This window comes from Pseudomonas sp. SZ40 (assembly GCF_052958135.1).
The window spans coordinates 25,429-47,213 of sequence record NZ_JBQWIF010000042.1; the positions used below are offsets into that span (position 1 = coordinate 25,429).

Annotated in this window: 15 protein-coding genes, 1 tRNA gene and 2 pseudogenes; 11 read left to right on the plus strand and 7 right to left on the minus strand. The window is 63.2% G+C overall.

Annotation, left to right across the window (positions count from 1 at the left end; genetic code table 11):
• Positions 1–4: 4 nt before the first annotated feature.
• Positions 5–979 carry an ABC transporter ATP-binding protein gene (locus ACT9T4_RS23100; protein ID WP_499119135.1) on the plus strand — a complete coding sequence of 325 codons (975 nt, stop codon included), beginning with the start codon at positions 5–7 and terminating at the stop codon, positions 977–979.
• Entirely contained in the window at positions 979–1,947 is a 969-nt protein-coding gene (locus tag ACT9T4_RS23105; protein ID WP_179539901.1) for a peptide ABC transporter ATP-binding protein, read from the plus strand. The genes ACT9T4_RS23100 and ACT9T4_RS23105 overlap by 1 nt, the downstream gene beginning before the upstream one ends.
• 181 nt (positions 1,948–2,128) lie before the next feature.
• On the opposite strand, the gene ACT9T4_RS23110 is transcribed toward ACT9T4_RS23105, so the two are convergent.
• The 7 genes from ACT9T4_RS23110 to rtcR form a co-directional block, all read right to left on the minus strand.
• Positions 2,129–4,651, minus strand: coding sequence for a PepSY domain-containing protein (locus tag ACT9T4_RS23110; RefSeq protein ID WP_499119137.1), 2,523 nt, complete (start codon positions 4,649–4,651; stop codon positions 2,129–2,131).
• Between the two features lie 160 nt (positions 4,652–4,811).
• Positions 4,812–7,031: a TonB-dependent receptor gene (locus ACT9T4_RS23115; protein WP_499119139.1), complete on the minus strand. Its 2,220-nt coding sequence runs from the start codon at positions 7,029–7,031 to the stop codon at positions 4,812–4,814.
• A gap of 165 nt (positions 7,032–7,196) precedes the next feature.
• Positions 7,197–8,291 carry an alpha-hydroxy acid oxidase gene (locus tag ACT9T4_RS23120; protein ID WP_499119141.1) on the minus strand — a complete coding sequence of 365 codons (1,095 nt, stop codon included), beginning with the start codon at positions 8,289–8,291 and terminating at the stop codon, positions 7,197–7,199.
• 2 nt (positions 8,292–8,293) lie between these two features.
• Positions 8,294–8,974, minus strand: coding sequence for a Fe2+-dependent dioxygenase (locus tag ACT9T4_RS23125; RefSeq protein ID WP_042554763.1), 681 nt, complete (start codon positions 8,972–8,974; stop codon positions 8,294–8,296).
• Between the two features lie 160 nt (positions 8,975–9,134).
• On the minus strand, positions 9,135–9,599 hold the full coding sequence (locus ACT9T4_RS23130; RefSeq protein WP_156152735.1) for a hypothetical protein: 465 nt from the start codon (positions 9,597–9,599) through the stop codon (positions 9,135–9,137).
• 259 nt (positions 9,600–9,858) lie between these two features.
• On the minus strand, positions 9,859–11,193 hold the full coding sequence (gene gdhA / locus ACT9T4_RS23135; protein WP_042554761.1) for an NADP-specific glutamate dehydrogenase: 1,335 nt from the start codon (positions 11,191–11,193) through the stop codon (positions 9,859–9,861).
• A gap of 197 nt (positions 11,194–11,390) precedes the next feature.
• On the minus strand, positions 11,391–12,998 hold the full coding sequence (gene rtcR, locus ACT9T4_RS23140) for an RNA repair transcriptional activator RtcR (RefSeq protein ID WP_042554760.1): 1,608 nt from the start codon (positions 12,996–12,998) through the stop codon (positions 11,391–11,393).
• Between the two features lie 247 nt (positions 12,999–13,245).
• Between rtcR and ACT9T4_RS23145 the strand changes: the two genes are divergently transcribed.
• The 9 genes and pseudogenes from ACT9T4_RS23145 (at position 13,246) to rtcA (ending at position 21,056) form a co-directional block, all read left to right on the plus strand.
• Positions 13,246–14,796, plus strand: a complete 1,551-nt coding sequence (locus ACT9T4_RS23145; protein ID WP_499119144.1) for a vWA domain-containing protein — start codon at positions 13,246–13,248, stop codon at positions 14,794–14,796.
• A 357-nt stretch (positions 14,797–15,153) separates the two neighbouring features.
• Positions 15,154–15,276: transfer RNA gene (locus ACT9T4_RS23150), tRNA-OTHER, on the plus strand.
• Positions 15,277–15,517: 241 nt separating this feature from the next.
• Positions 15,518–16,744 carry an RtcB family protein gene (locus tag ACT9T4_RS23155; protein ID WP_499119153.1) on the plus strand — a complete coding sequence of 409 codons (1,227 nt, stop codon included), beginning with the start codon at positions 15,518–15,520 and terminating at the stop codon, positions 16,742–16,744.
• Positions 16,745–16,753: 9 nt separating this feature from the next.
• On the plus strand, positions 16,754–17,332 hold the full coding sequence (locus ACT9T4_RS23160) for a hypothetical protein (protein ID WP_499119146.1): 579 nt from the start codon (positions 16,754–16,756) through the stop codon (positions 17,330–17,332).
• 15 nt (positions 17,333–17,347) lie between these two features.
• Complete coding sequence (locus ACT9T4_RS23165; protein WP_499119147.1) at positions 17,348–18,136, plus strand: nucleotidyltransferase domain-containing protein; 789 nt, start codon at positions 17,348–17,350, stop codon at positions 18,134–18,136.
• A 112-nt stretch (positions 18,137–18,248) separates the two neighbouring features.
• Positions 18,249–18,329, plus strand: a pseudogene (locus tag ACT9T4_RS23170) (hypothetical protein); the annotation flags it as partial.
• 5 nt (positions 18,330–18,334) lie between these two features.
• Complete coding sequence (locus ACT9T4_RS23175) at positions 18,335–19,687, plus strand: PBS lyase (protein WP_499119149.1); 1,353 nt, start codon at positions 18,335–18,337, stop codon at positions 19,685–19,687.
• Between the two features lie 26 nt (positions 19,688–19,713).
• Positions 19,714–19,836 (plus strand): annotated as a pseudogene (locus ACT9T4_RS23180) (DNA polymerase beta superfamily protein); the annotation flags it as partial.
• A 194-nt stretch (positions 19,837–20,030) separates the two neighbouring features.
• Positions 20,031–21,056, plus strand: a complete 1,026-nt coding sequence (gene rtcA / locus ACT9T4_RS23185) for an RNA 3'-terminal phosphate cyclase (protein ID WP_499119151.1) — start codon at positions 20,031–20,033, stop codon at positions 21,054–21,056.
• Positions 21,057–21,785: the final 729 nt, after the last annotated feature.

Here is a 21,785-nt window from a genome sequence, read left to right on the forward strand (position 1 = left end):
CCCGATGAGCCTGCTGGAAATCCGTAACCTGAGCGTGCGCTTCGGCGACGCCAACGCCGTACCGGTGGTCGACGGTCTCGACCTGAGCGTCGACAAGGGCGAAGTGCTGGCCATCGTCGGTGAGTCCGGCTCCGGCAAGTCGGTGACCATGATGGCGCTGATGGGCCTGATCGACTCCCCCGGCATCGTGCGCGCGGACCGCCTGGTCTTCGACGGCACCGACATGCTCACCCTCAAGGGCCGCCAGCGTCGCCACATCGTCGGCAAGGATCTGTCGATGATCTTCCAGGACCCGATGACCGCGCTGAACCCCAGCTTCACCGTGGGTTTCCAGATCGAGGAAGTACTCCGCCAGCACCTCGGCCTCAAGGGCAAGGCAGCTCGTCAGCGAGCCCTGCAACTGCTCGAACGGGTGGAGATTCCAGGGGCGGCGAGCCGCCTCGAGGCCTACCCGCACCAGCTGTCCGGCGGCATGAGCCAGCGCGTCGCGATCGCCATGGCGATCGCTGCCGAGCCCAAGCTGCTGATCGCCGACGAACCCACCACCGCCCTGGACGTGACCATTCAGGCGCAGATCATGGAGCTGCTGCTCGACCTTCAACGCGAGCAGAACATGGGCCTGGTGCTGATCACTCACGACCTGGCCGTGGTCGCCGAAACCGCCAACCGGGTCTGCGTGATGTACGCCGGCCAGGCGGTGGAGCTGGGCCAGGTGCCGGCGCTGTTCGATGCGCCCACCCACCCGTATACCGAGGCGCTGATCAAGGCGATCCCCGAACACAGCCTGGGCGCCACTCGCCTGTCGACCCTGCCCGGCATCGTACCCGGGCGCTACGACCGGCCGCATGGCTGCCTGCTGTCGCCGCGCTGCCCTTACGTGCAGCAGAGCTGCCGTGACCGCCGCCCGACCCTGGAACCCCACGAGCGTGGCGCCGTGCGCTGCCATTTCCCGCTCAACCTGAATGCCGAGGTGGCGTGATGACGACCGTCCTGACCGCACGCGAACTGACGCGTCACTACACCGTTTCCCAGGGGCTGTTCAAACCCAGTGCCACGGTGCAGGCGCTCAATGGCGTGTCCTTCGAGCTGCAAGCTGGCAAGACCCTGGCCGTGGTCGGTGAATCCGGCTGCGGCAAATCCACCCTGGCCCGTGCCCTGACACTGATCGAAGAACCCTCTTCGGGCTCGCTGCAGATCGCCGGCCAGGAAGTCGCGGGCGCCAATGCCCAGAAGCGCAAGCAACTGCGTCGCGACGTGCAGATGGTCTTCCAGAACCCCTATGCCTCGCTCAACCCACGCCAGAAGATCGGTGATCAGCTGGCAGAGCCACTGCTCATCAATACCGGTCTGTCACGTCTCGAGCGTCGTGAGAAAGTCCAGGCGATGATGAGTCAGGTGGGCCTGCGCCCCGAGCACTATCAGCGCTACCCGCACATGTTCTCCGGCGGCCAGCGCCAGCGTATCGCCCTGGCCCGCGCCATGATGCTCACCCCCAAGGTGCTGGTGGCCGATGAGCCGACCTCGGCGCTGGACGTGTCGATCCAGGCGCAGGTGCTCAACCTGTTCATGGACCTGCAGGAAGAGTTCAAGACCGGCTACGTGTTCATCTCCCACAACCTCTCGGTGGTGCGTCACGTAGCGGACGACGTGCTGGTCATGTACCTCGGCCGCCCGGCGGAGATCGGCCCCAGCGAGCGCATCTACGAACGCCCGCTGCACCCGTACACCAAGGCATTGCTGTCGGCCACGCCGACCATCCACCCGGATCCGGCCAAGCCGAAGATCAAGATCGTCGGTGAACTGCCCAACCCGCTGAACCCGCCATCGGGTTGCGCCTTCCACAAGCGCTGCCCCTACGCTACCGAACGCTGCCAGAGCGAACTTCCGCTATTGCGCCCGCTCGATGGCCGCCAAGTGGCCTGCCATCACGCCGAGCAGTTTCTCTGACCGCACGTCGGGCGCAGCAGCACGCTGCGCCCGACGACTCAGGCAGCCAGCGTGACGAATGCAGCAGCGGGTCAGGAGGTCAGCTCGACGGTGGTAGCGGGCGGGGACGCCTAGCCATGCCCGCGATTAGCGCACGGGCCGCACCCACTTCAGCACTTGCCCATAACGACAGAGCGAGCCCTCAGTACACATCCCGCCGGTACCGTCCCTGCTCCACCAGCTCCTCGACCACCGCCTCGCCCAGCACCTCGCGCAACACCTGATCCACCCCCGCCGCCATGCCCTGCAGGCTGCCGCATACATAGACGGCAGCGCCATCGGCGATCCATGCACGTAGCTCCTCGGTTGCTTCACGCAGTCGATCCTGCACGTAGATGCGCTGTGCCTGATCGCGGGAGAAGGCCAGATCAAGACGCTGCAGCTGGCCGCCATTCGCCCAGCCCTGCAGTTCCTCACCGCAGTAGAAATCGTGCTCGACACTGCGCTCGCCAAACAGCAGCCAGTTGCGCGTATGGCCTGCCGCGATGCGTGCCTTGAGCAGGCTGCGCAGACCCGCCAGGCCCGTGCCGTTGCCGATCAGGATCACCGGTCGATCATCCACGGGAGCATGGAAACCACTGTTGCGACGCACCCGCGCCAGCAGCTGTGCACCGACCGGCAGATGCGCGGTCAGCCAGCCGGAGCCCGCGCCCAGCTGCCCGTTAGCAAGGTGTTGCTGGCGTACGATCAGCTCCAGCTTGCCCTCCTCGGGCAAGGACGCGATGGAGTACTCGCGGCTCGCCAGCGGCACCAGCGCATCGAGCAGCGCCTGGGCATGCAGACCAACCAGATGGCTGGCGCTGAACGGTAACTGACGAGCGCTCAGCGCCTCGCCAAGCGTGTGCCCCAACGGCTCGATGACCACGGATTCCAGTGCCTGCAAGCCATGCTCGTGCAGCCAGTGACGAACCTGAGCCTCGCCATTGCGCGGCACAATCTCCAGGATATCGCCGGCCTCCCACGAGACGCCGGTCGGTGGCTGCAAGCCGATCAGCCAGGTGCTCTGACCCTGGCCGTGGGGATTGAGGCATTCACGCGCGCGCAGCGTCCAGCCATCGAAGGGTACGTGCTGCACCGGTAGCGGCTGCACGCCGGTCAGATCGGCCAATTGCCGTTGCCAGGCGAGCAGCGCCGCCTCGTCGTCACCGTCGACCTCGACACGCTCGCCGAGACGCAGGGCTCCACGGCTGCTCAACCAGTCGTCGAGGCGCCGGGCAAAGCCGCAGAATTGGCTGTACTGCCGATCACCGAGAGCCAGTACCGCATAGCGCAGCTGCGGCAGATCCAGGGTCGCCGCCAGCCATTGCCTTTCCACGCCGCGAGCGCTGTCCGGCGCCTCGCCGTCGCCAAAGGTGCTGAGCACCAGCAAGGCACGGGGCGTGGTACTCAGCCTGGCGGTATCGATGCGCGCCAGCGGCTGCACCTCCACCGTCATGCCGGCCGCCTGCAACTGCCCGGCCGTCTGCCAGGCCAGTTGCTCGGCGAAGCCGCTCTGGCTGGCGAACCCCACCAACCAGGATTCACCGCCTTCGCCACCAGCCAGCGCCTGGCGGGCTGCCAGCGCCGCACGCTTCTTGCGTCGTCGGTCCAGGTACAGCAACCAGCCGGTGATGAAGAACAATGGCATCAGCAAACTGGCGACCATCATCAGCACCCGCCCGGGCATGCCGAAGTACTCACCGGTATGCAGGGCGTAGACACTGGCCAGCAGTTGCGCCTTGAACGACTTGTCGGCGTAGCGCTCGACCTGCTTGGCTTCGCCGGTCAGCGGGTCGAGCTGCACCTGGTTGAAGGCGCGCGTGTGCTCGGCGTCGCGCAGCATGAAAAACACCCGCGCCGGCTGGCCGAGTGCATTGGGCAGCTGCAGGCTGTAAACGCCGAGCTTGTCGCCCGCCGTTCGCTGAATGCCTTGCCAGAGGTTCGCGTAGTTCACCTCAGGCATTGGCTGGCCATCGGGCGGCGGGCCGCGTCGGCCGCGCCCCTCGCCTGCCTCACGGGGCGTATCGCTGAGCAGGGTTTCCAGGCCGCTGCGGTACCAGTCGTATGACCAATACAGGCCCGTCAGCGCCGCACACAGATAAAGCGGCAGGCACCAGGTGCCGACCACTGCATGCAGATCCCAGTTGAAAGCACGGCCCTTCTTGGCCCAGTCGAACGTCAGCCAGGCGCGCCAGCTGAACACCCGCCGCGGCCAGCGCAGATAGAGCCCGGACAGGCAGAAGAACACCAGGGCGATGGTACAGGCGCCGGTGATCTGCCGGCCCGTCTGGCCCATGGCGAGGAAGCGATGCAGTTGCAGCATCAGACCGAAGAACGCCATGCCCCGCGGCTCGCCCAGTGACTCGGCGGTGTAAGGGTCGACGAAGCGCACACCGCCACGTCGCTCACCCGGCGGCGGGGTCAGGAACACCCGCGCTGGCTGGCCGCCTTCGGTATCCACATAAAGGCCGGACACACCGATGCCCTGAGCCTGCAGCCGCTCGATCATCTCGCCGGGCTCGAGTACCGATCCCGGCTGCGCCGTCACCGCCATCTGCGGATTGATCGCCAGCAGGATTTCCTCCTGAAAGCTGTACAGCGCACCGGTCACGCCCATCAGGGCAAGCACCAGGCCGGCAGTGATGCCAAAAAACCAGTGCAGTTGGAACAAGACTTTCTTGAACACGATTAACACTCAGCAGATGGACCTGACATGAAACCGCGCGACTCTAGATGAGAATCATTTGGAATGCTCGATATTTACCCGACCTTTACAGCCATCCAGACCCCACCTGCGAGAAAGCCCCGCCAACGCTGGTGCGTTGGCGGGGCTGGTCAGGCTTGAATCAGAAGTTGTAGGTCGCAGACAACAGGGCAGAACGGCCATCGCCATATTCGATAGCTGAAGAACGTGCGACCGCACCAGCCTGCTGGCGCACCCGCTCGACGTAATCCTTATCGAACAGGTTGTTGACGTTGAGCTGCAGATCCAGATTCTCGTTGACCTTGTAGGCAACCATGGCGTTGTGCAGCCAGTAGTCATCCAGTTTGGCGCGCGTGCTGGAGGTCACGTTGCGCTCGCTGACGTAGCGAGCGCCGTAGCCGATGCTCCAGCCTGCAGGCAGCTCGTAGGTTGTCCACAGGTTGAAGGAGCGTGGCGGTGTATTGCCCAGCGCCTGCCCTACGCGCCCCACACCTGCCGGAGTATCGGCGGCCTTGAGCGTCTCGCTGTTGAGGAAGGTGTAGTTGGCGAACACATCCCACTGTTCGGTCACATGACCGGTCAGGCCCAGCTCGAAGCCATCGACACGCTGTTTGCCCGCCAGCTGCGTCGAGCCGTCGGACATGGTTTCCCGCGCGTTGCTCTTCTCCACCCGGAATACCGCCGCGTCCAGTTCCACTCGGCGGTCGAACAGCTCCCACTTGGTACCCAGCTCCCACGTCTCGTTCTTTTCCGGGTCCAGGTTCGCTGTCGCGACGGTCAAGCCACCGCCTGTAGACGCCAGGTTTTCGGCCGACGGGTTGAAGGAGTTGCCCCAGGCGACATAGAACCGTCCGTTCTCCACAGGCTTGTAGACCAAACCGACGCGGCTGCTGGCCTTGCGATCATTGGAGTCGAAACGGGTAGTTGGCTGCTGCGTGGCATTGAAGGCGCGGGCTTGGCCGTCCATCCAGTCCACCCGCACGCCGCCATTGAGGTCCCATTGCTCATTGAGGGCAATGGTGTCGAAGAAGTAGATCGCCTTGTCGGTCAGCTTGGTCTCGGTGTAACCGCTGTTGGCCTTGTTGGTCGCACCGCTCCAGTACTTGGGAGGATTGCCTAGATTGGCAACCGGATAAGGCGCCGCGCTGGTCAGGTTGTAGCTGTATGTGCGCAGATCCAGAGTCTCGCGGGAAATTTCCGCTCCGACCACCAGATTGTGCGCCAGGCCGAAGGTATCGAAAGCCGCCTTCAGGTTGGTCTGGTTGATCCACATTTCAGTCTCGGCATCGCGGCCATAACCTTGCGGGCCCGCTGGCCGGTAACTGCCTGCCGGCAACCCGGTGGTATTGACGTGGGACGCCGACACCGTGGTATCGCGGTTGACCAGGCTGTAGCGGGTCAGGTTCTGGATGCTCAGGTCATCGTTGAACTCGTGCTCGAAGTTGGCAGTGAACGCGCTTTGCTCGATCTCTTCCTTGTCGAGGTTCTTCCAGCCGAAGTAGGCCTCGCGATCGACACCGGCCAGGCGCTTGCCGTCCAGTGCTGGCACGCCGTAATCCGGTAGGTTGTCGTCCTGCTGGTGGTGCAGGCTGAGGGTCAGACGGGTGGAGTCGTTCAGCCCCAGGCGCAGCGACGGGGCAATCCCCCAGCGCTTGCGGTCGATCTCGTCGCGCCCCGCTACGTCGTTCTTGTGGCCCATCAGGTTCAGGCGCACGGCGCTGTCGGTGCCCACACCTTCGAGCGGCTGGTTGGTGTCGAGCGTCATGCGGTAGTAGCTGTCGGTGCCCACGCTGCCACCGATACGCGTGAAGGCGCGATCCTGCGGCTGCTTGCTGATCACGTTGATGCTGCCGCCCGTGGTGCCGGCGCCACCGAATACCGAGTTCGGGCCCTTGATGACCTCGACCTGATCGATGTTGAAGGTGTCGGTGCGGCTGGTCTGCGCGCTGTCACGCAGGCCGTCGATCTGCATGTTGGCGTTGGCACTGAAGCCACGAATGTTGATGCTGTCACCCGAACCACCACCGCCCTCCCCGGCGTTGAAGGTGATACCGGACACATTGGACAGCACCTGGCGCAAACTCAGCGCCTGCTGCTCCTCGATGAGTTTCTGCGGCACTACCGTGATGGTCTGTGGAGTATCGAGCAAGGGCGTCGCGATCTTTGCCGATGCAGACTGCTCGACCCGGTAATTTTCCTCCTGCTGGCCCTGAATCCTTACGTCACCTAGCTCGAGCGAGCCTGGTTTGGTGGCCGATTGGGCAACCGCACCCCACGCACAAGAAGCCAAGGCAAAGCCGATGGCCGAGGCCAGCAGGCTAGGTTGAGGACGACGCGTTAGCGATTTTTTTATGTGCAACATGAAAGCTCCCCCCGAAAAGTCGTGAAGAGCAAATGATATATACTACCATCAGCTAATTACAATCATTCTCATTGGCGGCATGCATCGGTTCGATCTCGAATGGCGGCTGACGCGCAGGGCCAGCGCTCCAGCCTTGCTCATCAGTGGAGCCGTCCTGTTGATCGGTCAGCGTGCCAGCACCCGTTTGTCGATGGCCGCCAGATCACGGCAACCGGTCAACGCCATGGCCACCTCCAGCTCGGCACGCAAGAGCTGGATCACATGGGCCACACCAGCGGCGCCGGCAGCGGCCAGGCCATAGAGGTAAGGCCTGCCGATCAGCACCGCATCGGCGCCCAGCGCCAGCGCCTTGAGGATGTCGCTGCCGCGCCGAATGCCACCGTCGAACAGCAGCGGCATTCGGCCCTGCAGTGCATCGGCAATCGGCTCCAGGCAGTCGAGGCTGGCGGCCATGCCATCGAGCGTTCGGCCGCCATGGTTGGACACGATCAAACCATCCACGCCCTGCGCCAGGGCTTCATTGGCGTCATCCACTTCGGTGACACCCTTGAGTAGCAGCGGCAACGTGGTGATCGAGCGCAGCCAGCGTATATCTGCCCAAGTCGGCGCCGCAGCGAGCAGGCTGCCACCGAGCAGCAAGGCGCCGTTGTCCGGTGCGGGTTTGATGACGGGCGTGCGCATGCCCTGCAGATTGACTGCCTGCACACCCTCAGGCAGCACGAACCCTGCACGCTGCTCGCGGTTGCGCACGCCGTTGACCGGCGCGTCCACCGTCAGCACCAGCGCACGATAACCGGCCGCTTCAGCGCGCCGTACAAGGGCTTCGGTAAAAGCCCGGTCGGGCTGGATGTACAGCTGAAACCACAGCGGGTTGCCGGCCGCTGCGGCAATCGCTTCCAGGCTGGTGCTCGCCTGAGTGCTGACGATCATCCCGGCCTGCAAGGCCGACGCAGCCATTACCGTGGCCAACTCGCCCGCCGGATGGGCGAGCTTCTGGTAAGCGACCGGCGCCAGCAGGATCGGGAAATCGTGGGTGACGCCAAACAGTTGCCTGCGGGTATGCCCCCCACTGAGGTCACGCAACACCCGGCTGCGCAGGCGCGGGTGCTGGAAGGCCGCGACGTTGGCCTGCAGGGTCAGCTCATCGGCAACGCCGCCGTCGATATAGGCCCAGGCCTGCTCGCTCATGCGCGTCTGGGCGATGGCGCGATAATCGCTGACCGACGCGATGCCCGGCGGTATCTGCTGCACGATTTCCATGCTCAGGTATTCGCCCAGTGCCGCAGCAGGTTGTGATACACGCCCGTCAGGCGCACCGCCTCCGGGCTTTCAGGCAGTTGCCGGGTGACGCCCTGAATCGCCTGATCCAGTTCGAACAGCATGCTGCGCTGGCTGTCCCCGCGGACCAGGCTCTGAATCCAGAAGAACGAGGCGAACCGCACGCCGCGGGTCACCGGCATGACACGGTGCAGGCTGGTGCCGGGATAGAGAATCAGGTGCCCGGCAGACAGCTTCACGCTGTGGCTGCCATAGCTGTCCTCGACCACCAGCTCACCGCCGTCGTACTCGTCGGGGTCACTGAAGAACAGCGTCGCGGAGAGATCGCTGCGCACCCGATGTGGCGTGCCGGGCACACTGAAAATGGCATTGTCGACATGGTTGCCATAGGTGCCGCCACCCTCGTAGCGATTGAAGCGCGGGGGCAGCACCTTGAGCGGCAATGCCGCAGAGACGAAGAGCGGATTGGCGCCCAGGCAATCGACGATGAAATCGCCAATCTGCACGGCCAGGGGATCGTCGTGAGCGAGCTGCCGATTATCCTTGGCGCGCTGAGCGACGTGTCCGGCGGTGCCGCGACCATCCTGCCAGGCCGCCTGCTCAAGCGCCGCGCGGCATTGGCGCAACTGCTCGGGCGTCAGCACATCGGGGAGGGTCAACATCATGATCGGGATCTCGCGGGCACCTTAAAGATAATGATTCTAAGGCGCAACAAGCGAGCGAGAGAAGCCTGAGAAGGCAAATAAACGGCGATCGCTCACCGAAGCGAGGCAATCGTCGTCGCCCTCCAGAGCGCGGTACGTGAGTGTGGCCCGCTGAGCAGCGTCAACGCAGACGCTGGGTCTCGAACGGCCTGGCGAGGATGAACAGATCCCGGGCGATGGTTTCCGGGTACTGATCCACGGGCAGTGCCTTGGGCAGGTACAGCGCCGCCGCGTCCAGGGTGGCCAGCGCGAACTCCGGCTCGATGGCGCAGGCGCGGAACAGATGGGTGATCGCCTCGACCTCGGCGGCACTGGTGCAATTGACCCGCCGCCCGCCAATGAACGCATTGAGCTGATCGCAGACCTTTTCCGGCTGCAGCCCGGTGGCCTCGGCCTCGAGCAGCGACAGCCCCAGGTCCTCTTCACTCATGGGATCGAGCATCGCCAGCCCAGCGGTCGGCTTGACGATGGCGGACATGCTGGAGCCGGGCACGGCAGCGCCGACTTCGATGGGGAAAGGACCATTCACGCTTTGATAGAAGCGGACGGCCATCGCGCCTTCGAGCATTCCAGGGATCGATTTCATTGCACGACTCTCGCTAATCCAGTTTTGTTCTGACCCGCGACGACATCCTGCTGCCGCAACGGGGAGGCATTTTCATCCTCTTGTGTGTAGGAGTCGTGACAGTTGGAGATGGTTGAGTGTTTTTTGCCGAGCGGACTGACCGGTGGTCAGCCTGGGCTGGGCGGCGAGTGATCGCCTGCTTGACCGGAACGCCGGCGGCCACCGGCGCACTCATGAAACAGAACGCGCGGCAGGATTGCCCTGCCGTGCGTCAGAGGCGTTAAACCACGCCCTGAGCCAGCATCGCATCCGCCACTTTGACGAAGCCGGCGATGTTGGCGCCTTTCACATAGTTGATGGTGCCGTTTTCCTCGCCGTGGCGTACGCAGGCGCCATGGATGGACTGCATGATGCCGTGCAGCTTCTCGTCCACCTCGCCTTCGCTCCAATGCAGGCGCATGGCGTTCTGCGACATTTCCAGGCCGCTGACCGCAACGCCACCGGCATTGGAGGCCTTGCCCGGTGCGAACAGGGTGCCGTGCTCGATGAACAGGTCCACGGCGTCCAGGGTGGTGGGCATGTTGGCGCCTTCTGCGACGCACACGCAGCCATTGCCCAGCAGTGTGCGGGCATCATCCAGGCTCAGCTCGTTCTGGGTGGCGCATGGCAGGGCGATGTCGCACGCCAGGCTCCACGGCCGTTGACCGGCCTGGAAGCGCAGGCCGTTGCCCTCCAGCTCGCGGATGCGGCCGCGCTGCTGGTTCTTCAGCACCATGAGGTCCTGCCACTGCGCCTCGCTGAAGCCCGCTTCGGCGTACAGAGTGCCCTCGGAGTCGGACAGCGAAATGACCTGCCCACCCAGCTCCATGACCTTGCGTGCGGCGTATTGCGCCACATTGCCGGAACCGGAGATCGCCACGCGCTGACCGTCGAAGCTGCGGCCACGGGTCTTGAGCATTTCCTCGGCGAAATACACGCAGCCATACCCCGTCGCCTCCGGGCGGATCAGGCTGCCGCCATAACTCAGGCCCTTGCCGGTGAGCACCGAGGAGAACTCGTTGGCCAGGCGCTTGTACTGCCCGAACATAAAACCGATCTCGCGGGCCCCAACGCCGATGTCTCCGGCCGGCACATCGAGATCCGCACCGATATGGCGGTACAGCTCGCTCATGAACGACTGGCAGAAACGCATCACTTCGGCGTCGCTCTTGCCCTTGGGGTCGAAGTCCGCCCCGCCCTTGCCGCCGCCCATGGGCAGCGAGGTCAGGGAGTTCTTCAGGGTCTGCTCGAAGGCCAGGAACTTGAGCACGCTGAGGTTCACCGACGGGTGAAAGCGCAGGCCGCCCTTGTAAGGGCCGATGGCACTGTTCATCTGCACCCGAAAGCCACGATTGACCTGCACCTGACCCGCATCATCGACCCACGGCACGCGGAACAGCACAGCCCGCTCAGGTTCGACGATGCGCTCGACGATCCCGGCCTGCAGATAATGAGGATTGGCCTCGAGAAACGGCCACAGGCTGCGCAGCACCTCTTCCACCGCTTGGTGGAATTCCGGCTGATCGGGGTCGCGCTGCTTCAGGCGATCGAGAAAACGGTCTACGGAAAGCGTCATGAAAAGCTCCTGGCGTCCCTGCGCCGCGAAAAAGTTGCCGCGACTCTAGCAAGAACGACACGCCCTAAAAAAGGGCAAAATGACGCTTTTATGAAAGTTTTTGGTGCCAAGCTATAAATAAACCGCCGTAACCCAGATAAATTCGCGACCTTTAAGCACGAATTTAGTGCGCCACAAGCACCAAAAGAGCACCTCGCTCAATCGACCTGCCGCAGCGCTTTCCAGTCGAGGCCGAATCGCGCCAGGTACTTGCGCAAGCGATCGGCATCGTTGGGCTGGGCTCTGGCCTGGCGGGAGATGTCGAACAGGCGCCGCCCCGCGTCGGACAGGCTGTCAGCCTCGCGACAAACCGCAATCACCGCGCGCAGTTGCAGGCGATCGAACAGATCGAGATCCGCTGCCGATCCGCCCAGCAGCTCGTCCAACTCGTCGTTCTGGTCAGCCAGCCCCCAGGCGCGACGCAGGCGTTCGATTTCCTCCTGCACCTGGGCTTCATCGATTCGCCCGCTGTCGGCCAGGGTAGCCATGCGCGTGATGGAGGCGGAAAGCTCCCGGAAGTTACCTTGCCAGGCTGCGTCGCCAGAGCTGGCGAAGGCCAGGTAGCGGCGCCGCGCCTCCAGGTTGAAGCGCACCAGGCGCCCCTGCTCGCGAGCATGGCGCTGCAGCTCGAAGTCGATGTTCGGCTCGATATCCTCGCGACGCCCGGCCAACCCTGGCAGTTCGAAGGTCCACAGGTTGATACGCGCGAACAGGTCCTCACGGAACACGCCCTGCGCGACCCGCGCCCGCAGGTCCCGGTGGGTACCGGCAATGAGCAGGAAGTCGCTGGCCACTTCCTTGTCGGAGCCGAGCGGGAAAAAGCGCTTCTCTTCGACGGCCTTGAGCAGCATGGCCTGCTCATCCAGCCCCAGCTCGCCGATTTCGTCGAGAAACAGCATGCCGCCATCGGCCGCCCGCAACAGACCGTCACGGGCATTCTGCGCGCCGGTGAAGGCCCCCTTGATATGACCGAACAGGGCTGACATGGCGCCGTCACCGCGCAAGGTCGCGCAGTTCACCTCGACGAAACGACCCTCGACCTGATGCCGACTGCGTTTGAGCTCGTAGATGCGCCGAGCCAGAAAGGACTTGCCCGCACCGGTCGGGCCGATCAGCAGCATGGGCGCCCTGGAGCGCACCGCCACCCGCTCGATCTGCTCGATGGAACGGTTGAAGGCGGCATTGCGCGTCGCGATCCCCGACTTGAGAAAGGCCAGCCCCTCCAGGCGCTCGTGCTGGAAACGGCTGGCGATACGGTCGTAGCGCGACAGGTCGAGATCGATCAGCGCATGGGTACCGGTGACCTGAGCATCGTCATCACGCTTGCGTGCTGGCGAGGTCTGCACCAGACGCGCCGGCAGGTAGCGCGCCTCGGTGAGCAGAAACCAGCAGATCTGCGCCACGTGGGTCCCGGTGGTGATGTGCACCAGGTAATCCTCATGCTCGGTGTCGAACGCATAGGCACTGGTGAAATCGTGCAGCGCCCCATAGACCTCTTCGAAATCCCAGGGATTGCGCAGAGGCATCGGCCGCAGGCGCACCTCGGTTTCCGGGGATATCTGCTCGATATCGGCACGCACGCGCTCAGCCAGGCTGATGTCGCGTGCATCGGCGCCATGAATCAGCTCGAGGCGATCGATGAGCAGATCCGGCTGCTGGCACAAGCCAATGCTGGGTCGCCATTTATTCCAGCGGTTGGCACCCTTGCCCACTCGATCCAGGGTCGCGCCGATGAAACCGATTGCGACCGTGCGCTTGCGTGCCATGTCAGCTGCCTCTTGATTTTCCGGATGGAAGACGATTTGCAAATATTATCTAAAAATATAAAACACTATCCATTCATCTATAAAAATCAGAGAGAACCCTCCTATCACCTCATCACACAATCCTTAATAAATAATTTTAAATCCTTATAAATCAACTATTTGAAATTAAATAGGCGCGAAATACGAAAAGCTGGCACAGCGACTGCAATAGCTCTGGCAACACGGAAACACAGAGCGAGACGCTAAGATGGCCAACTTCAAGCTGTTCAATACCCAGGAAGCGCGCCTGCCAACCAGCGATACGCTGAACAAGGCACAGGCTCCGGCTTACACCAACAAGCCCAAGCACAAGCTGGCGCAACTGGCGGTAACCGGCTGCCTGAACCAGACCTACTACGCCGCTGCCGAGACCCAACTGGCCGACGTGCTGGCGCTGGTCGCTCAACTGGATAGCCGCTACGTGGCCAAGGCCGCCCTGTATGCCCGCAAGAAAGGCCACATGAAGGACATGCCCGCCCTGCTGCTGGCAGCCCTGGCGGCGCAACGTTCGAGCCTGGTACCGGCGCTGTTCGCCGAGGTGGTGGATAACGGCAAGATGCTGCGCACCTTCGTGCAGATCCTGCGTAGCGGTGTGACCGGGCGTAAATCCCTGGGCTCGCAGCCCAAGCGACTGGTGCAGAACTGGCTCAACACGGCCAGCGAGCGCCAACTGCTGCAGGCGGCGATCGGCAACCAGCCCTCCCTGGCAGACGTGGTGAAGATGGTTCACCCCAAGCCGGCAGAAGCATGGCGCGAGGCGTTCTTCGCCTGGCTGATCGGCAAACCGGCGGATGTCGCTGCGCTGCCACCGCTGACCCGCTCCCTGCTGGCATTTCGCAGCGGCACCAGCAGCGAACTGCCGGACGTGCCATTCCAGTTGCTCGGTAACGAGACGCTGAACAAGGCGCAATGGGCCGAACTGGCAGGACGCATGGGCTGGCAGGCACTGCGCATGAACCTGAACACGCTGCTGCGCCATGACGCATTCGAGATCAGGGGTTGCGCGGAGATCGTCGCCGCACGGCTGGCCGACGCAGAGGCGGTGGCCAAGGCGCGGGTTTACCCCTACCAGTTGCTGGCGGCCTACCGCATGGCCAGCAGCGAAGTACCGCGGGTGGTGCGCGAAGCGCTGCAGGATGCCCTGGAGCTGTCGCTGGCCAACGTGCCGGTGCTGAGCGGTAACGTAGTGGTGTGCCCGGACGTATCGGGCTCGATGGCGAGCCCGGTAACCGGCTACCGCCAGGGTGCGACCACGGCGGTGCGCTGCATCGACGTCGCGGCACTGGTGGCAGCGGCTATCCTGCGCAAGCAACCGCATGCCCAGGTGCTGCCGTTCGAGAACAAGGTGGTGAAGGTAACGCTCAACCCGCGTGACAGCGTGATGAGCAATGCCCAGAAACTGGCGGCAATCGGTGGCGGCGGAACCAGTTGCTCGGCCCCCCTGCAACAATTGGCGGATGCCAAGGCCCGGGTGGATACATTGATTCTGGTTTCCGACAACGAATCCTGGATCGACGCCCGACGTCATGGCGCCACGCAAACCCTGCGGCAGTGGGAACGGATCAAGCACCTCAACCCGCAAGCGCGGTTGATCTGCATCGACCTCCAGCCCCATGGCACCACCCAGGCGCCGGATCGTGCAGACATCCTGAATGTCGGCGGCTTCAGCGACGCGGTGTTCGATGTGGTGGCACAGTTCACCAACGGTACCTATGGCGCAGCCCACTGGGTAGACGCCATCGAGCAGATGGAGATATGAAAAGTGGTGCTTCGTGCAACGGGCGAAGCACCCAAAGAAGCAACTTCGCGGCGTCATGAATGCCGCTGGGACTACAGGTAAGCCAAGCCGGCAAAACCGGTACGAGCGAGCAGGTTCAAGCCCTGCAACGCGCTAGCGCGAACAGTCCCGGCGAACCTGGTCATGGCGAAGCGAGGCACGAATGCCAGTGGCTGTACATCGGTTAAGCGGGTTCGATTCCCGCCCGTGGCAACACGGAACAGTCACTCATCTTGTCGTGCCACCTGATTCAACGGTTTTGCGACGAATGCCGGTGGAACTACACCCTTCCACGGTCGAGATGCGGGTTCGAATCCCGTCGGCTCCATCACTGGGGGGCCGTAGTTCAATGGCAGAACACGAAAATACGTTTCACCACCTTTGTCGTCGCATCTTTAAACAACGCAGCGAATGCGGCCGGGCATTCCATCGGAACTGTGGGTTCGAATCCCACCTTGCGAAAGCAAGACGCTCATCTGGCAGAGCGCATGCCCGCTGAACTTGTCGCTGCACGGAGGCTTAGCCTCCACTTTTTGATTGATCCGGCGAATGCCGGTGGAACTACAGAACGTGAAGGTTGCGGGTTCGACTCCCGCCCCGGCAACGGGTAGCTCAACTGGATAGAGCAACGCGCATGTTTCACCAACGATTGTCGCCGCACTACGAACGCTGGCACGGCCAGCACGAATACGAGTGAATGATGATGCAAACCAAGACCTACAACCTGCTGGAAGTCGCCAACGGCAAGCCGATCAAACTGTGGACGCAAGGCGTTCCGGTCGAGGAAGAGGCCCGCCAGCAGCTGATGAATACCGCGAAGATGCCCTTCATCTTCAAGCACCTGGCCGTGATGCCGGATGTGCACCTGGGTAAGGGCTCGACCATCGGCAGCGTGATTCCCACCATCGGCGCCATCATCCCGGCTGCGGTCGGCGTGGATATCGGCTGCGGGATGATCGCCGCACGTACCTCGCTGACTGCCACCGACCTGCCGGACAACCTGGCCGGGCTGCGCGCCGCCATCGAGAAAGCCGTTCCCCATGGCCGCAGCAACACCCGCGCCGGTCGCGACCGTGGTGCCTGGGAAAACGTACCGGACCTGGCCGATCACGCCTGGTCGGCGCTGAGCGATCGCTTCAAGGTGATTACCGACAAATACCCGAAACTGGAGAAGACCAACAACCGCAAGCACCTGGGAACGCTGGGAACCGGTAACCACTTCATCGAGGTCTGCCTGGACGAAGCCAACCGGGTCTGGTTCATGCTGCACAGCGGATCGCGCGGTGTGGGTAACGCCATCGGCAACCTGTTCATCGAACTGGCCCAGGCCGACATGCGCCAGCACATCGCCAACCTGCCGGACCGCGACCTGGCCTACTTCGAGGAAGGTAGCCAGCACTTCGCCGACTACGTGGAAGCGGTGGGCTGGGCCCAGGACTTCGCCAAGCAGAACCGTGCCTTGATGATGCACGCGGTGATCGCAGCGGCCCGGGGCGTTATCGCCAAACCGTTCGAAGTCGCTCTGGAAGCGGTCAACTGCCACCACAACTATGTGCAGAAGGAACGCCACTTCGGTGAAGAGGTACTGGTAACGCGCAAGGGGGCGGTGTCCGCCAAGAAGGGCGAACTGGGCATCATCCCCGGCTCGATGGGGGCCAAGAGCTTCATCGTGCGCGGGCTGGGTAACGAGGAAGCGTTCTGTTCCTGCAGCCACGGTGCCGGTCGAACCATGAGCCGAACCAAGGCCAAGAAGCTGTTCACCGTGGAAGACCAGATCCGCGCCACGGCCCACGTCGAATGCCGAAAGGACGCCGACGTGATCGACGAAATCCCGATGGCCTACAAGGACATCGACCATGTCATGGACGCCCAGCGCGAGCTGGTAGAAGTCATGCACACCCTGCGTCAGGTGGTGTGCGTGAAAGGATGAGGTGAGGACATGCTGCAACCCGTACAAAACCAGCGACTCGACGAACTGCGTACCCGCCTGGAACAGGCGGGATGTGTCTTTGACTTCGCGGTGACAATGCTCGACCCAACTGCCACGCCAGGCGAAGCGGAACATCGTCTGGCGTTACAGATGCTCTTCGAGACCATTGAGGAGCGCGCACGGATTTGGCGGCTGGAGCTGATTGCACGCGCCCCCCGTAATGCCAAGCAGTGCTGGCCCGACCTGAAACCGGACTTGGCTCAAGCTCGCCCGCAGGCACTCACCATTGACGCAGTGCGTGAACTGATCAGCGAGGACGGCCTGTTATGCAAGAACTTCCGCGACCCGCCCTACGGCACTGGGCTGCAGGTGACGGACTTCCGCGAATGGCTGCAGGTGCTGAAGCTGCACCCCGACGAGGGGCTGCAGGTGTTCGACTGGGTCGGCAATGCAGACGTCGAACCGCAGCGCAGCAGTTGGAGCAGCTACTTCGACGACGGCAAGGAATGGTGGGGCATCTGGTGCCTCACGTTATACAACCCGCGACGCCGAACATTGTCCGCGCTGGCCGCCAGCGCGACGGATTAGACAAGGATCGAACACATGGACATGCAACAACGCCACCCCCTCAGCGACGCCATGCGCGCTCGGGTACTGGCTGAACTCGAACGGGTCGAGCGCGAGCGCAACGTCAAGGTGCTGTACGCCTGCGAGTCGGGCAGCCGCGCCTGGGGGTTCGCTTCGACCGATAGTGACTATGACGTGCGCTTCGTCTACGTGGAAAAGCCGGACTGGTTCGTCCAGGTCGATGAAGGGCGTGACGTGATCGAGCGTCCACTGGATGACGAGCTGGACGTCAGCGGCTGGGAACTGCGCAAGACCCTCGGGCTGTTGCGCAAATCCAACCCCACGCTGCTGGAGTGGCTGGACTCGCCCCTGGTGTATCGCCAGGAAGGCGACGCCACGGTGCGTCTACGCGAGCTGGCCGAACGGTTCTACAGCCCGCGGGCAGCGCGCAACCACTACCTGTCGATGGCCAAGAAGAACTTTCGTGGCTACCTGCAAGGCGAGTCGGTGCGTTTCAAGAAGTACTTCTACGTGCTGCGCCCGCTGCTGGCCGTACGCTGGATCGACCAGGGTCGCGGCCGGCCGCCAATGACCTTCGCCGACCTGCTGCAGACGGTGGACGACCGTGCACTGCTGGAGGAAGTCGACGACCTGCTGGCCCTCAAGCGCAGGGCCGATGAGTCGGCCTATGGCCCTCGGCGCACGGCCCTGCACGGGTTTATCGAGGCGCAGCTGGAACGGCCGGTACCGAAACTGCCGCGCACCGAGGCGGACAGCGGCGTGCTGGATGACTACCTGCGCGAGATGGTCAGGCACTACGCCTGAGCCGCGTTCTTGACCCGGGTCGAGCGAAGCGATACCCGGGGCGATATCTCGGGTGTCGCTTTGCTCGACCCAGGCCACCGCGGAGCGTGGGACCGATCGATGGCCCACAAAGCTCGACCATGTCATGGACGCCCAGCGCGAGCTGGTAGAAATCATGCACACCCTGCGTCAGGTGGTGTGCGTGAAAGGATAGAGAATATGAAACATCTGAAAGACTGGCTGCAGTGGCTGAACAGCCGCCCGGCTTCCGATAATTATTGGGAAAAATATCGTCACCGCGAAGCATTGGAAGTCCTCGCAGGCTGCAAGGACGACGCCGACTGGCTAACGCTGAGCAGTCACGGCAATGGCTTCGTGCGCGAGATCGCGGTGCGTGAACTGCGCGAGTTGCCGTCGCCAGCAGCTTTGGCTGCCCTGCTCGAACGGGTCAACGACTGGGTACCGCCGGTACGCCAGCAGGCCAATGCCGGCGTACGGCAATATCTTATGTCCGAGCATGCGCCAACGTTGCTGTATGCCCTGCAGCCCCTGATGGCGCTTGCAGAACGTCACCGCGCCGATCACAGCAAAACGCTGGAGGCAGCGCGCACGGTGTTGCAGGGGCCCGAAGTGCGCGATGCGGTGCTGGCGGCCTTCCTCGTACAGCACGGCAAAAGCGCCCGGTTTCTTTTCGAGCTGTTGCTGGAGGCAAGCGACGAGCCAACCAGCCTGCTCGGCAAAGCACTGATGCATCGTGAGATGACAGTACGACAAATGGCGGTGTCGGCCTGCCAGATGCTGCCAGCGGATCTGGCGCGCCCATTGTTGCTGAGGGCTTTAGCGACACCGGGCGCCAGTGTTCGGGTCAATGCCTTGCGGTATCTGCTGACGTCGCTCGATGACCCACGCCCATTGCTGCGCCAAGCGCTGCTGGATGCGTCACCTGCAGTACGCAACCTGGCACGCTGGGCTGCTCCACGCTGGCAGATCGACGCACGCGAAGTACTGGGTGCCCGCCTCGACCAGCGGACGCCAGCCAACAAGCGCGAATGGCTAGGGTTGCTTGGCCTGGCTTGCGAGCTGGCGGTCGACCTGGACGACCGCTGGAAAGACCAGGCCCAGCAGGCGCCCATGAGCAGCGTGCGTCTAGCTGCTGTCGAGAGCCTGAAACAGGCGGATCTATCGAGGCAGTTGGTGGCACTGGATGACGCCTGCGACAAGGTGTTCGCCAAAGCGGTAGAGCGCTTGAGTTCGCAGGACTGGAACGAGCTGGCCAGCGAACTCGACGCCAGGCTGGATCATGGATGGTATGAGCTAACCAACAGGCGGCGTGCGGCAATACTCGGGATGCGACCACGCTGGCAGCAACTGAAGTACCTGTTGATACGCCTGGATAGAACCCCTGAAGAACAAGGGTATTGGCTGGAGCAACTGAGCGTCTGGTGCAGCAAACAATACCTGATGGTCGACCCGACAACCTCGAAGGGCGAACGAGCAGCGTTACTGCAGCGTGTCGAACGACTTGAAGCCGATGGACTTGTATTGAAAGGCAGTTCCGAACGATTGCGTTAAGCGCGTAATGAAGAAAGGAAATGGACATGGCAACGGAAGAACGCCACCCCCTCAGCGACGCCATGCGCGAGCGGGTGCTTGAAGGGCTGCAACGCGTCGAGCGCGAGCGCAACGTCAAGGTGCTGTACGCCTGCGAGTCGGGCAGCCGCGTGCTGGATGACTACCTGCGCGAGATGGTCAGGCACTACGCCTGAGCCGCGTTCTTTACCCGGGTCGAGCGAAGCGATACCGAGGGCGATATCTCGGGTGTCGCCTGCTCGACCCAGCCCACCGCTGAGTGGGACGCGGAGCGTCCCGATAGGTATTCCCACGCGGAGCGTGGGAACGATCAAAGGATTCACAGATGAACAAGGACATTCTCGAACTGGATGGCGCCATCGGCGGCGGCCAGGTGCTGCGCACCGCGCTGAGCCTGTCGATGATCACCGGCACGCCATTGCGTATTCACAACATCCGCGCCAAACGCAGCCGGCCGGGCCTGCTGCGTCAGCACCTGACCGCCGTACTGGCTGCCGCGCAGATCAGCACGGCCGAGGTCGAGGGTGCGCAGATGCACGCCACTACCCTGACCTTCCGCCCGCAGGCAGTGCGCGGCGGTGACTACCGCTTCGCCATCGGCTCGGCGGGCAGCTGCACCCTGGTGCTGCAGACCATTCTGCCGGCCCTGCTGCGTGCCGCCGAACCGAGCCGCGTACACATCAGTGGTGGTACCCACAACCCGGCGGCGCCGCCTTTCGACTTTCTCGATCAGGCCTGGCTGCCGCTGCTGCGGCGCATGGGCGCGCAGGTCGAACTGCAATTGCACCGCCACGGTTTCGTGCCGGCCGGTGGAGGCGAACTGGAGGCCTTCATTCAGCCCTCGCAACTGCTGCCGCTGCACCTGACCGAACGCGGTGCGATAACCGGGCAGCACGCACAGGTGCTGCTGGCCGGGATCGCCGGGCATGTCGGTGAGCGCGAACTGGAGCGTGTCGGCAAGCGTCTGAAGTGGGCGGACGAGGATCGGCACTGCACCTGGCTGGATCACAGTCACGGTCCCGGCAACATCCTCATGCTGACGGTGGCCTGCGAGAACCTGACGGAACAGTTCTGCGCCTTCGGACAGACCAGCGTGCGGGCCGAAGCGGTCGCTGACCGGGCCATCGAACCGCTGCGTCAATGGCTTGCCAGCGAGGCGGCGGTAGCCGAGCACCTAGCCGACCAGCTCTTGCTGCCCATGGCACTGGCGGGTGCGGGCAGCTTCACCACGACGCACCTGAGCGAGCACCTGCAAAGCAATATCCAGGTGATCGAGGCCTTCTGCCCGGTGACCGTCAGTTGCACGCCAACGGACAAGGCACTGCGGGTCGAGGTCAGCAGCCGAGCGTAGGAACCTGGACCCTACTCCAGGACGTAGGGTGGAGTTCGTATGCCATGGTTCGATGGTGACAAAACAGAAACGGTCATCCGGACATTGATCGTGGGAACGGGCCATGCCCGTGACGCTTCGCGCGCATGGCCCGCTCCCACAGGTACCTGAGCCGAATGGCCGCGCACTCCCCTCGGTCATCGCACAAGGCATTTCGTCGAAGATCGCGAACCTCGACTGGAGTTCGTATGCCATGGCTCGACGGTGACAAAACAGAAACGGTCATCCGGCGATTGATCGTGGGAACGGGCCATGCCCGTGATTTTTCGCGGGCATGGCCCGCTCCCACAGGTACCTGAGCCGAATGGCCGCGCGCGTCACTTTTCGGTCATTGCGCAGGGTATTTCGTCGAAGATCACGAACCTCGACTGCAGTTCGTATGCCATGGCTCGATGGTGATAAAGCAGAAATGGTCATCCGGACACTGATCGTGGGAACGGGCCATGCCCGTGACGCTTCGCGGGCATGGCGCGCTCCCACAGGTACCTGAGCCGAATGGCCGCGCACTCCTCTCGGTCATCGCACAGGGTATTTCGTTGAAGATCGCGAACCTCGACTGGAGTTCGTATGCCATGGCTCGATGGTGATAAAGCAGAAACGGTCATCCGGACATTGATCGTGGGAACGGGCCATGCCCGTGACGCTTCGCGGGCATGGCGCGCTCCCACAGGTACCTGAGCCGAATGGCCG

Bases quoted from the DNA above. Each gene is read 5' to 3' on its own strand.
- gdhA (WP_042554761.1), bottom strand. From the start codon at position 11,193: ATGACGCTTTCCGTAGACCGTTTTCTCGATCGCCTGAAGCAGCGCGAC.
- ACT9T4_RS23120 (WP_499119141.1), bottom strand. From the start codon at position 8,291: ATGGAAATCGTGCAGCAGATACCGCCGGGCATCGCGTCGGTCAGCGAT.
- ACT9T4_RS23145 (WP_499119144.1), top strand. From the start codon at position 13,246: ATGGCCAACTTCAAGCTGTTCAATACCCAGGAAGCGCGCCTGCCAACC.
- ACT9T4_RS23115 (WP_499119139.1), bottom strand. From the start codon at position 7,031: ATGTTGCACATAAAAAAATCGCTAACGCGTCGTCCTCAACCTAGCCTG.
- rtcA (WP_499119151.1), top strand. From the start codon at position 20,031: ATGAACAAGGACATTCTCGAACTGGATGGCGCCATCGGCGGCGGCCAG.
- ACT9T4_RS23105 (WP_179539901.1), top strand. From the start codon at position 979: ATGACGACCGTCCTGACCGCACGCGAACTGACGCGTCACTACACCGTT.
- ACT9T4_RS23165 (WP_499119147.1), top strand. From the start codon at position 17,348: ATGGACATGCAACAACGCCACCCCCTCAGCGACGCCATGCGCGCTCGG.
- ACT9T4_RS23100 (WP_499119135.1), top strand. From the start codon at position 5: ATGAGCCTGCTGGAAATCCGTAACCTGAGCGTGCGCTTCGGCGACGCC.
- rtcR (WP_042554760.1), bottom strand. From the start codon at position 12,998: ATGGCACGCAAGCGCACGGTCGCAATCGGTTTCATCGGCGCGACCCTG.
- ACT9T4_RS23160 (WP_499119146.1), top strand. From the start codon at position 16,754: ATGCTGCAACCCGTACAAAACCAGCGACTCGACGAACTGCGTACCCGC.
- ACT9T4_RS23130 (WP_156152735.1), bottom strand. From the start codon at position 9,599: ATGAAATCGATCCCTGGAATGCTCGAAGGCGCGATGGCCGTCCGCTTC.
- ACT9T4_RS23155 (WP_499119153.1), top strand. From the start codon at position 15,518: ATGCAAACCAAGACCTACAACCTGCTGGAAGTCGCCAACGGCAAGCCG.
- ACT9T4_RS23175 (WP_499119149.1), top strand. From the start codon at position 18,335: ATGAAACATCTGAAAGACTGGCTGCAGTGGCTGAACAGCCGCCCGGCT.
- ACT9T4_RS23125 (WP_042554763.1), bottom strand. From the start codon at position 8,974: ATGATGTTGACCCTCCCCGATGTGCTGACGCCCGAGCAGTTGCGCCAA.